Source organism: Mesorhizobium sp. P3_A9 (assembly GCF_056402975.1).
In genome coordinates this window covers 1-11,626 of sequence record NZ_JBFUGJ010000189.1, presented here as the reverse complement: position 1 = coordinate 11,626, position 11,626 = coordinate 1, and the positions used below count along the sequence as shown (strand labels likewise).

The following is an 11,626-nucleotide window of genomic DNA, read 5'->3' as shown; positions in this document are numbered from 1 at the left end:
GGTTAGGACGATCCATCGCAACGAGACGGGGTTGCTCGGCCTTATCGTCGACCAATGCAAGCGCGGTTATCGCAACGGCGCCTATTCTGCCGGAACAACCCAGACCAGCCCTTTTAAACTTGCCCGCTCCACTTTTCGGGATCGTCGGCAGGTTCGAAAACTAGCCCGGATCGGACTGTCCGGAGCGGAACGGACCTTCGCCATGCGATTGATGCCGGTCGTTTCCTTGGTTTTATTCGTGAAGTCTGTCGGCGTGTATCTCGGCGCCCGCAACCACTGGAAAAAACGGACGACGCAGGGATGATCTCTAGTCACATGAAGCCAAGGCGCTGGCGGCGCGGCAGATTGTTCTGGACGCGTCAGAGAACGATCGCGGTTTTCAGCTATCGTTATGATGCGCATCTGGTGCCTGACCTCCTCGCCAATCTGGACCCAATCGTTGATGGCTGGATCGCCTTCGATGACCGCCAGGCGCAGGGCATTTTCAGCAGCGAGACCCATCGGAGACGATTGTTGCTCGAATCGGCGTGTGACGCTGGGGCAGACTGGATTCTGGCCGTGGATCCTGATGAACGGCTGGAATACGCGACGGCTGATCGAATTGGACAATTGACCAGCCGCCGCCGGCGCATCGCGTGGGGGTTTCACTTCCGCGAAATGTATTCATCGACGGATTACCGAGTGGACGGCATCTGGGGTACCAAGATCCAGCACCGTCTTTTTCGAGCCTACGATCCGGCGCAATACCGATCGAAGGACCTGCACGGACTTTGGTATCCTGAGGGCATTGGGTTCAAGGAGAGGAATAGCGATCTGAATTTATACCATCTCAAGATGATCGAGCCCAAGCGGCGTTCGGGCCGACAAGCTCTCTACCGGCAGCTCGATCCCAAACATGAGATGCAAGACATCGGCTATGATTATTTAGCCGACGAGACCAATGCTCGCTTCGAGTCAATCGCTGCCGGTCGCGAGTACCTGCCGCACCATGTCGATGATGGCCAGATGTGGATGGCCGATCTCGCGCCCGAGGCCAAAAGATAGCATTTCATCCGCCGTTCGGAACCGGCGGACGATCCGTTGCTTATCTTCGGATAATCCGGTGGAGTGGACATGCTGGACAAATCAGAGGTGCATTTTGGTCGGCCGATTGGAGGGGAAGATCATCCACGGCCAAGGGCGCAGATCTCGGCCAGGGACGCCGCACTTAACTATGTCAGCGATGCCGAGCCCGGCATCCGGCGGCTGAAGACAGGCAAGGGATTTTCCTACAAGGGACCGAACGGGAAGCCCGTCTCGGATGCCGCCAGGGCGCGTATCGAGGCGATCGTCATTCCGCCGGCCTGGACGAATGTCTGGATCTCGCCCGACGCGGATGGCCACATCCAGGCGACCGGCAGGGATCAGCGAGGGCGCAAGCAGTACCGCTATCATCCGCAATGGGCGCAAGAACGCGACGGCGCCAAATATTCGAGCCTCGTCGCCTTCGCCGAAAGCCTGGCCAAGCTGCGGCGCACGATCGACAGCGATCTGCGTCGTCACGGCCTGCCGTTCGAGCGCGTCGTCGCCGCGGTCGTCTGGCTGCTCGACAACACGATGATCCGCGTCGGCAATGCCGCCTATGCGCGCGACAACAAGAGCTTCGGCCTGACGACGTTGCGTGACCGCCATGTCGACATCAAGGGATCGAGCCTGCGCTTCGCCTTCAAGGGTAAATCCGGCAAGGAATGGAAACTGAAGCTGGTCGACCGCCGCATCGCCGGGATCGTTCGGGGCGCGCAGGAGCTGCCGGGCCAGAAGCTGTTCCAGTATCTCGACGAGGACGGCAACAGACGCCCCGTTCGCTCCGACGACGTCAACGGCTACATCCGGGACGCCGCCGGCGATGCGTTCAGCTCCAAGCATTTCCGCACCTGGGGCGGCACCATCCATGCCGCGTCGCTGTTTGCGCAGACGGAACTGCCCGACAGCCAGGCGCAGCAAAAGCGGGTGATGAACAGCGTCATCGACAGAGTGGCCGAGCGGCTGGGCAACACCCGGGCCGTCTGCCGCAAATGCTATATCCACCCGCAGGTTTTCGAGGCCTGGTCGCAGGCGCGATTGCTTGATGAAATGGCGCCAGCCAACAAGCGCAAGCGGTCCATTGAGGGTCTCGATGACGAGGAGGCTCTCGTGTTGAGATGGTTGAAGACGCACGAAGGGTGACGCGCAGCAATTGGCGGTCGCTCCATCCGGATTTTTTTATCGACGTCGTGTCGGGATCGGTCCTACTGTTTCGTCCTTTGATACAGAAAAGGACCAGATATGCTCTACGCCATCCTCTGCTATGCCTCCGAAGACGTCGTCAGCTCATGGAGCAAGGCGCAGGACGATGAAGTCATGGCCAATCTCCTCAACGTTCAGGACAAGTACGCCAAGGCCGGCCGGCTCGGCCCGGTAGCGCGGCTTTTGCCGACGACGGCGGCGACGACGCTGCGGAAGGTCAAGGGCGAATCGGTGGTCATCGACGGGCCGTTCGCCGAGACGAAGGAGCAGTTCCTCGGTTTCTATACGCTTGAATGCGCCGATCTCGACGAGGCCGTCGAATTCGCCCGTGAGCTCTCCGAGGTCAACCCGAGCGGAGGATCCTATGAGATCCGGCCGGTGTCGGTGTTCAATCCCACCAAGGTGGCCGTATGACCGAACTGGCCTGGATCAGCTCCGCGATCAGCGCCGCCCGCCCGCAGGCGATGGGCGCGCTGCTGCGCTATTTCCGCGATCTCGATACGGCGGAGGAGGCTTTCCAGGATGCGTGCCTCAGGGCACTGAAGAACTGGCCGCAGAACGGGCCGCCGCGTGATCCGGCGGCCTGGCTGATTTTTGTCGGCCGCAACAGCGGCATCGATGCTGTGCGCAAGCGCGCCAAGCAGGCGCCGATGCCGGAAGAGGACAAGATTTCCGATCTGGAAGATGCCGAGAGCGATATTGCCGAGCGGCTGGACGGCGCGCACTACCGCGACGACATATTGCGGCTGCTGTTCATCTGCTGCCATCCCGACCTGCCGGCAACACAGCAGATCGCAGTCGCGCTGCGCATCGTCTCCGGCCTCACCGTCAAGCAGATCGCGCGCGCCTTCCTGGTTGGCGAGAGCGCCATGGAGCAGCGCATCACCCGCGCCAAGGCGCGCATAGCCGACGCCGGCGTACCGTTCGAGACGCCAGGTGCGGTCGAGCGCTCCGAGCGGCTCGCGGCTGTCGCGGCSATGGTCTACCTGATCTTCAACGARGGCTATTCGACCAACAGCGGCGAGGCGCCGGCCCGTGCGCCACWCTGCGAAGAGGCGATTCGGCTGGCCCGSCTGCTGCTYAGGCTGTTCCAGACMGAGCCGGAGATCATGGGGCTGGCGGCGCTGCTTTTGCTGCAGCATGCCCGCGCCCCGGCCCGTTTCGACGGAGATGGCGAGATCGTGCTGCTCGAGGACCAGGATCGTGGCCTGTGGAGCCGCAAGATGATCGACGAAGGGCTGGCGCTGGTCGACAAGGCGTTGCGCCATCGCAAGCCCGGCCCCTACCAGGTACAGGCGGCGATCGCCGCCCTGCATGCGCGGGCAGAGAAGGCCGAGGACACCGACTGGGTGGAGATCGACCTGCTCTACGGCCTGCTCGAACAGATGCAGCCCTCGCCTGTCATCACGCTCAACCGTGCGGTGGCGGTTTCGAAGGTACGGGGCCCGGAGGCAGCGCTTGCCATGATCGAGCCGCTGGAAGAAAGACTTTCCGGCTATTTCCATTTCTTCGGTCTCAAGGGCGGGCTGCTGATGCAACTCGACCGGGGCGAGGAGGCGCGTGTCGCCTTCGATCGCGCCATCGCGCTTGCCAACACGGCGGCGGAAGCGGCCCATATCCGCATGCATATCGACCGCTTGATGAAAGACGGTGCCGTGCGCGCGCCGGCGAAAAAGGCCAACTGAGCCGCGTCTGCCCGTCTGGCTCAATCGTCCCTGGCTCAATCGTGCAAGTTTGGCTTGGACCATGCCGGGGTGGCGATTTTCCCCTGAAACGAGTAAGGCCACGCCATGACTGTGCCTGAAGTGCCTTTTTTCGGCGCGCGGGCGACATGGCGGCGGTTTGATCCGACGCCACATGACGGGATCTGAAAGGGACAAAAATGACCATAGCGAAGGAAACAGCTGAGCTGCTGGCGAAACTGGGTGTGGCCAAGGACGCACTTGTCGGCGGCGACCTTATCGTGCGCAGCCCGGTGACGGGCGAAGAGATCGCGGCGCTGAAGACGATCTCGCCGGCCGATGCGGCCAAGACCATCGATGCCGCACACAAGGCGTTCCAGTCCTGGCGAATGGTGCCGGGTCCCCGGCGCGGCGAACTGGTGCGGCTGCTTGGCGAGGAACTGCGTGCGCACAAGACCGAGCTTGGCCGGCTGGTGTCGATCGAGGTCGGCAAGATCCCATCCGAGGGGCTGGGTGAAGTGCAGGAGATGATCGACATCTGCGATTTCGCCGTCGGTCTGTCCCGGCAGTTGTATGGTCTGACCATCGCCACCGAGCGTCCGGGCCATCGCATGATGGAAACCTGGCATCCGCTCGGCGTCGTCGGTGTCATTTCGGCTTTCAACTTCCCGGTCGCGGTGTGGTCGTGGAATGCGGCACTGGCGCTGGTCTGCGGTGACGCGGTGGTGTGGAAGCCGTCGGAGAAGACGCCGCTGACCGCACTTGCCTGCGAGGCGATCTTCAAGCGCGCGGTGAAACGTTTCGGCACTGATGCGCCGCAGGGCCTGGCGCCGGTGCTGATTGGCGACCGCGCCGTCGGCGAAATCCTGGTCGACCATCCCAAGGTGCCGCTGGTTTCGGCCACCGGCTCGACCCGCATGGGCCGGGATGTCGGCCCGCGCCTGGCCAAGCGCTTTGCGCGCGCCGTGCTGGAATTGGGTGGCAACAATGCCGGCATCGTCTGCCCGACCGCCGATCTCGACATGGCGCTGCGCGCCATCGCCTTCGGCGCCATGGGCACGGCAGGCCAGCGCTGCACAACGTTGCGGCGTCTGTTCGTGCATGAGAGCGTCTACGATGCCTTGGTGCCGCGGCTGAAGAAGGCCTACGAGAGCGTTTCGGTCGGCAATCCGCTGGAGACCTCTTCGCTGGTCGGGCCGCTGATCGACAAGGCGGCCTTCGATGCCATGCAGAAGGCACTGAAGGAGGCCACCGCCCATAGCGGCAAGGTGACCGGCGGTACGCGGGTCGAAAATGGCCACCCCGATGCCTATTATGTGCATCCGGCGCTGGTCGAAATGCAAAGCCAAGTGTCGCCGGTGACGGAAGAGACCTTCGCGCCGATCCTCTATGTGATGAAATATTCGGATTTCGACGCCGTGCTCGACGAGCACAATGCCGTTGGCGCCGGCCTGTCGTCGTCGATCTTCACCCGCGACCTGCAGGAATCCGAGCGCTTCCTCGGTGTCGACGGTTCGGACTGCGGCATCGCCAATGTCAATATCGGCACGTCGGGGGCCGAGATCGGCGGTGCTTTTGGCGGCGAAAAGGAAACCGGCGGCGGCCGCGAGAGCGGCTCCGATGCGTGGAAGGCCTATATGCGGCGCGCCACCAACACGGTGAACTATTCCAAGGCGCTGCCGCTTGCCCAGGGCGTCTCGTTCGACATCGATTGAGAACGCCGAGTCAGCTCAGCGTAAGTGTCGGTGAAGCTCGGCGAGCATCAATCGACACAGGTGGAGGGCGTACATGCCGCAGTGACGCTGGACAGCTTCTGACGCTTGTCCAGTGTCGGCTTTTCGTAACGCTTTTTCATGCAGGTCCCTCTCCAATCATAGCGCCGCGCATAGCGACAATTGGAGTGCTAACGGCATGACGGGTTCGTGCATCCCCCGCATGGGGGATGCCGTACCGCTCAGCGGCCTGTCGCCGAACCAAAGGCCTCGGTGAGGGCGGCATCCATGATGGCCAGTTTGACCGCCTGGGCGGTCATGTATTCCTGGTAGAAATCGGGCGACATCCACATCACCGAATTGCCGCGTTGGCCGAGCCAACCGATGCTGCCGAGGTCCTCGGCATCGCGCAGCTTGCGCGCCAGATGGGTTCGMGACAGYTTGAGCCACTTGGCGAAATCACCCATCGACACGACACCCGTCGGGATTCGATCGAGGCCGGCATGATCCGGATCGACGCCCGCTATCAGCCAGTCCATGACGACGCCACCATTGTTGAGCCAGGTGAACAGGGAAAAGGTCTGCTTGGGCTCGCGCACCGGATTGGACGAGAGCAAGCCATCGGCAATCCCTGGCTGCACCATGGCGAGTGCGTCCGGCCGTGCCAGGAAGAGGGCCAGGCGGTTCGCACCGTCGAGACTGTCCAGCGTGTGCAGATGCGCCATCAGCCAGAGGGTAACCGGCTCCAGCGAGGCCGCCGACGGCTGCAGGGGGCGGATGCGGCCATCTTGTGTCGCGGGCGCATACTCGATGAAACCGTAGTGCAGCATTTCCTTGATGAAGGCGTCGGYGGTGTTGCGGCTGGCCACCGAATTCTGGCGGATCACGTCGATGAAACGCGCCGCCGTCAGTTCCTTGCGATAGTCGTCGGGCTCGCGCCTGAAATAAAGGGCGAGGCCGATATGCGCCATCAGCCAGCGTTGCTGCGTGGCGAACACCGAGGAAAGCCGCGGGTTCGTCTCATAGGTCTGGTTCATCGCCTGCGCCTGGACGCGAACACAGCGATGCAATGCCGGATGGCCGGCAATCTCTTCCAATGTGAGCGCCATTCTCCCCCGCTGCGATAAGCCCCCTTGTTGCGAAGACGCGAAAACCACATTTTCAGCCTTCGCGGCTCGTGTCCAGACGCCGGCCGTCAATAGTGAGTGAATGTGTACAGTGGAAGTTTCGACTTAATTCCAGACGGAAATCCGCTTCACGAGTTCCCCCGAAATTCGCCCTTGTGCGCGGGGCTGCTCAGCCGCCGCCTTGCGATGGCGGAAAGCATGCTTTGAAGGCGTTGTCGACGACGGCCAGCTTGGCGGCCTGGACGGTCATGTATTCCTCATAGAAGCCGTGCGACACCCACATCACCGAATGGCCACGCTGGCCAAGCCAGCCGATGCTGCCGAGTTCCTCGGCGGTGCGCAGTTTGCGGCCGAGATGGGTCCGCGACAGCTTGAGCCATTTGGCGAAGTCGCCGATCGACACCACGCTGGTTGGAATCTGTTCCAGGCCGGCATGGTCGGGATCGATGCCGGACATCAGCCAATCCATGACGATGCCGCCATTGTTGAGCCAGATGAACAGGGAAAAGGTCTGGTTGGGTTCGCGCACCGGCTTTGACGCAAGCAGGCCGTCGGCCACTAGGGGCTGCAGCGTGGCAAGCATGTCGGGCCGGTCCAGGTATCTGGTCAGCCGGTCGCCGCCATCGATATGGTCAAGCGTGCGCAGATGGGCCATCACCCAGCCGGTGAATCTCTCAATGGTGGCCGCTGTCGGCTGCAAGGGATGGGTGCGGCCGTCCCCGCCCGCGACATACTCGGCGATGTTGTAGTGCAACATCTCCTTGATGAATGCGTCCGCCGTGTTGCGGCTGGCCACGGCGTTCTTGTGCACGACCTCGATGAAACGCGAGACTGTCAGTTCCTTGCGGCGGTCGTTCGGATCGCGCCTGAAATGCATGGCCAGGCCGACATGGGCCATCAGCCAGCGCTGCTGCGTGGCAAAGATGGAAGCCAGTCGCGGGGTTTCCTCATAAATTCGGATCAGGGACTGCGACTGTTCCTGAACGTAGCGGTGCAAGGCCGGATGGGCCGCTATGTCTTCCAGTTTCAGCGCGGATCTCCTGATCACTTGAATCAACTCGGACAGCGGAGTTTCGTTGCCCATTTTCCAGCCTTCAACACTTGTGTCCAGAGGTACCAAATGCCGAGAACTGGACCGGTCAAAGTGCGACAGGTTGGCGGCGCAACTTGCTAACTAATTGCTATAGCTTCGAAAACCCCTCCCAATAATAGTCAGCCGAACAGCCGCAGGTTGAATTGACCTTCATCAGGGCCAGGCATAGTTTCCGCGTCATCCGAGGGGCGGGGGCATGCCTTTCGGACATGAATTCGAGAAACGGCGGCAAAGACGAGCGATCAGAGATCGCCCGGCGGCGAAGCCTTGCCCGCATGTACCTCGAATTACGAGTGGCCGGGTGAAGTATAGAAGCAAGATCGCGATTGGCAAACAAGCCGAAGGCCTGCCTGTTTCCTGCAGGCCCGGGGCGCGTGGTGGGTGGTCCGCCATGCTCGCCGCTTCGATATGTCTATGGCTCCCCACCGGTGCATTCGCTGAGACGGCCAGCCAGATCACGCCGCCAACCTTCCGCCCACCGCCGCAGGCCAACATGGCTGGCGTTACGATCCCGGAAGGATCGGGTCTCGAGGCGCCGGCGGGCGCTGAGAAGCTGCAGGTCAAGCTCAGGGATGTCAGCGTCGAGGGCGGCCTGCCCGACATGGCCGAGGCAACGCGCAAGATCGTCGCGGGCCTCGCCCATCGCACGGTGACGGCGGCGGAAATCTTTGCGGCGGCGCGCGCGCTGGAGACTGAATATGGCCGCGCCGGCTATGCGCTGGTTCGGGTCGTGCTGCCGGCGCAGAAGCTCAATGACGGCGCCAGGCTCAGGCTCGTCGTTATCGACGGCTACCTCGAACGGATCGACACCAGCAACCTGCCCGAGCGCATACGCGGACGGGTCGAGGCAACGCTGGCGCCGCTGGTCGGGCAAAAAAGCATCAAGCTGTCAGCGATCGAGCGCAAACTGCTTCTGGCCGGCGACACGCCGGGCGCCAGGCTGCGCTCGACCTTGCAGGCCGGCACCGCCAAGGGCGCCAGCGTGCTGGTCATCGACGGCAAGTACCGTCCGCTTGGCGGCCAGGTCACCGTGGACAACTCGCTGTCGCCATCGCTGCAGCGCTGGTCGACCGGCGTCGGCGTCGATTTCAACTCGCTGCTCGGCCTCGGCGAGCTCGTCTATGTGCGCATCGGCGGCTATCCCGATGGCGGCGAGAGCGGCCTGTTCACCGATGCTCCGCGCAACCGCAACTATGCCGCCGGCATCGTTGTGCCGATCGGCTATGACGGGCTGACGCTCAACCTGGAAGCCACCCGCACACGCGCCGATCCGACCGCCGAGCCTGGCACGCTCGGCTTCGGCAGTGAATTCGAGCGTTATTCGGCCAGGCTTCGCTATTCCTGGATCCGCAGCCGCGAACTGACCGTCAGCAGCGAACTCTCCTTCGACGCGCAGAACGATTTTCTCAATGCGGTGACGCCTATCTCGCTGCCGATCGCCGAGGATCGGCTGCGCATCATCAGATTCGGCACGGACGCGACCTGGTTCACGCCGCTCGGCGGGGTCTTTACCGGCAATGTCGTGGCTTCGTTCGGCATTGACGGGCTCGGCGCGCGTTCCGCAGCCGACGCCACGCCACTGCTGCCGCTGTCGCGCCAGGGCGCCGACGCCGCGTTCCAGAAACTGGAGGTCTCGGCCAGCTACAGCCAGCCACTGGCCACCCATCTCGGCCTTGACCTCTATGCCCGCGCGCAGACCTCGTTCGGCAAGCCGCTGTTGCAGTCGGAGCAGATCGGGCTCACCGGCGCCAACGGCCTGTCGAGTTTCGACGCCGGCGCCCTGCAGGGCGATTCCGGCTATGTGCTGCGCGGTGAGGTATCCTCGCCCTGGTACGTGCCATTCACCGGCGGCATTGTTTCGCTGTCGCCCTATGTCTTCGGCGCTGTCGGCCAGGTCCATCTCGAAATGCCGACCGTGCTCGAGACGGCCGACATCGTCGGTGCGTCATACGGGCTTGGGCTGAAGGTCGGCACGGCACTTGCGGGCGATCCGACCAATGCCAGCCTGACCCTTGAATGGGGCCGCCAGCATCGCGACGACCATGTGCCGACCAGCGATCGCTTTTCGCTCGCCGGCGCGATCCAGTTCTGAGGCGTGAGCATGCGAAGCCACCCACCATACCGCCGCAACCGCACCAGCGCGCCGCTGATGGCGCTGTTGCTGGCCTCGACCGCGCTTGTCGGTTTCACCTCGGCGCGGGCGCAGCAACTGCCGACCGGCGGCAGCGTCGCCTCCGGCGGCGTCACCATCTCGAACCCGTCGTCCTCGCAGTTGGACATCAAGCAGTCGACAAACTCGGCCATCGTCAACTGGCAGAGTTTTTCGATCGGTGCTGGGGCGACCGTCAACATCGACCAGCCGACATCAACCTCGACGATGCTCAACCGCGTCACTGGCGGCACCAAATCGACAATTGCCGGCCAGCTCAACGCAAATGGCCAGGTCTTCCTCGTCAACCCCAATGGCATCGCCATCTCCAAGACCGGCAAGGTCAGTGCCGCCGGTTTCGTCGGCTCCTCGCTCGATATCAGCGATGACGACTTCAAGGCAGGGAAGCTCACGTTCCAGGGCAAAGGCGCCTCGGCGGCTGTTTCAAACGAAGGCTCCGTCTCGATCGGCCGTGGCGGTTATGCGGCTCTGATCGGCGGCAGCGTCGACAATGCCGGCTCGATCAGCGTGCCCTTGGGCAAGGTCGGGCTGGGGTCGGGCGAGAAGGCGACGCTCGACCTTTCCGGCGACGGCTTTTTGCAGGTTTCGGTGCCGACCAAGGCGGATGGGAGCAACGCGCTGGTCAGCAATTCCGGCTTGATCAGCGCTGATGGCGGGACAGTCGAGCTCAAGGTGGCTGCGGTGCGCGATGCCGCACGCCAGGCCGTCAACATGTCCGGTGTCATCGAGGCCCGCACCGTGTCCGGCCAATCCGGCGCCATCGTGCTCGGCGGCGATGAGGGGTCCGTCGAAATCACCGGCACGCTCGATGCCTCGGCCAAAGCCGGCGGCAAGGGCGGCAAGGTCACGGTCACCGGCCGCAAACTGAAGCTCAAGGCAGCCAAGGTCGATGCCTCGGGCAAGGATGGCGGCGGCACGGTGAAGATCGGCGGCGACTATCGGGGCTCAGGCACGCTCCAGCACGCCGACACCACCGAGATCGACGCGGCGACCACGATCAAGGCCGATGCGACGGGTAACGGCGATGGCGGCACCGTCATTGTCTGGTCCGATGCGGTGACGGGCTTCGAGGGCATGATCTCGGCGCGCGGCGGCGAGCAGGGCGGCAATGGCGGGTCCACCGAGGTGTCGAGCCATGGCGTCCTCGATTTCGACGGCAATGTCGATCTGAGCGCCCGGTTCGGCGATACGGGGTACCTGCTGCTTGATCCCTACAATCTGACGATCCAGACAACGACAGGATCCCCTGCTGCTTCCGGATCAGGGGGGACCTACACCGCCAGCGGCAACAACTCGATCCTGCGCGTTTCGACGCTGCAAAGCGCGCTCGCCAATGCCAATGTCACGCTCACGACCGGCACCGCCGGCAGCCAGACCGGCGACATCACGGTCGCCAATGCCGTGACATGGGCGAGCGGCAATTCGCTTACGCTCAACGCCAATCGAAATATTGTGGTCAATGCGAGCCTGACGAGCTCCGGAGGCGGTGCGATCAATCTCCGCGCCGACAGCTCGGGCACCGGGACTGGCACGGTGAGCTTTGCCAGCAGCGCGATCAAGGCGAGCACATCTGGGAC

At 63.2% G+C, this 11,626-nt stretch carries 10 protein-coding genes; 8 read left to right on the top strand and 2 right to left on the bottom strand.

The genetic code is table 11. The annotated features are described in order from the left end of the window. From AC1DX0_RS22455 to amaB, 6 genes are all read left to right on the top strand, one after another. A partial coding sequence (locus AC1DX0_RS22455; protein ID WP_477356897.1) for a hypothetical protein occupies positions 1-304 on the top strand: 304 nt, incomplete at its 5' end. A gap of 41 nt (positions 305-345) precedes the next feature. Then, complete coding sequence (locus tag AC1DX0_RS22450; protein WP_477219904.1) at positions 346-1,044, top strand: glycosyltransferase family protein; 699 nt, start codon at positions 346-348, stop codon at positions 1,042-1,044. A gap of 69 nt (positions 1,045-1,113) precedes the next feature. Beyond that, positions 1,114-2,205, top strand: coding sequence for a DNA topoisomerase IB (locus tag AC1DX0_RS22445; RefSeq protein ID WP_477219903.1), 1,092 nt, complete (start codon positions 1,114-1,116; stop codon positions 2,203-2,205). 99 nt (positions 2,206-2,304) lie between these two features. Beyond that, entirely contained in the window at positions 2,305-2,679 is a 375-nt protein-coding gene (locus tag AC1DX0_RS22440) for a YciI family protein (RefSeq protein WP_095199302.1), read from the top strand. Further along, positions 2,676-3,950 carry an RNA polymerase sigma factor gene (locus tag AC1DX0_RS22435; protein ID WP_477356895.1) on the top strand — a complete coding sequence of 425 codons (1,275 nt, stop codon included), beginning with the start codon at positions 2,676-2,678 and terminating at the stop codon, positions 3,948-3,950. Before AC1DX0_RS22440 ends, AC1DX0_RS22435 begins: the two co-directional genes overlap by 4 nt. Positions 3,951-4,147: 197 nt before the next feature. Then, positions 4,148-5,662 (top strand): L-piperidine-6-carboxylate dehydrogenase, encoded by a 1,515-nt coding sequence (gene amaB / locus AC1DX0_RS22430; protein WP_477219901.1) that lies wholly within the window; start codon positions 4,148-4,150, stop codon positions 5,660-5,662. Positions 5,663-5,901: 239 nt separating this feature from the next. Here amaB and AC1DX0_RS22425 read toward each other — a convergent pair whose 3' ends face one another. Together AC1DX0_RS22425 and AC1DX0_RS22420 are read right to left on the bottom strand one after the other, a co-directional pair. After that, a complete protein-coding gene (locus tag AC1DX0_RS22425) occupies positions 5,902-6,768 on the bottom strand; it encodes a hypothetical protein (RefSeq protein WP_477356893.1) in 867 nt (288 codons plus the stop codon). Between the two features lie 187 nt (positions 6,769-6,955). Beyond that, entirely contained in the window at positions 6,956-7,870 is a 915-nt protein-coding gene (locus AC1DX0_RS22420; protein ID WP_477219899.1) for a hypothetical protein, read from the bottom strand. A gap of 502 nt (positions 7,871-8,372) precedes the next feature. Here AC1DX0_RS22420 and AC1DX0_RS22415 point away from each other — a divergent pair. Further along, positions 8,373-9,971, top strand: coding sequence for a ShlB/FhaC/HecB family hemolysin secretion/activation protein (locus AC1DX0_RS22415; protein WP_477219898.1), 1,599 nt, complete (start codon positions 8,373-8,375; stop codon positions 9,969-9,971). Positions 9,972-9,980: 9 nt separating this feature from the next. Then, positions 9,981-11,626, top strand: a 1,646-nt coding sequence (locus AC1DX0_RS22410) for a two-partner secretion domain-containing protein (protein WP_477356891.1), incomplete at its 3' end; no start/stop codon positions are given.

Bases quoted from the DNA above. Each gene is read 5' to 3' on its own strand.
- AC1DX0_RS22420 (WP_477219899.1), bottom strand. From the start codon at position 7,870: ATGGGCAACGAAACTCCGCTGTCCGAGTTGATTCAAGTGATCAGGAGA.
- AC1DX0_RS22445 (WP_477219903.1), top strand. From the start codon at position 1,114: ATGCTGGACAAATCAGAGGTGCATTTTGGTCGGCCGATTGGAGGGGAA.
- AC1DX0_RS22440 (WP_095199302.1), top strand. From the start codon at position 2,305: ATGCTCTACGCCATCCTCTGCTATGCCTCCGAAGACGTCGTCAGCTCA.
- AC1DX0_RS22415 (WP_477219898.1), top strand. From the start codon at position 8,373: ATGGCTGGCGTTACGATCCCGGAAGGATCGGGTCTCGAGGCGCCGGCG.
- amaB (WP_477219901.1), top strand. From the start codon at position 4,148: ATGACCATAGCGAAGGAAACAGCTGAGCTGCTGGCGAAACTGGGTGTG.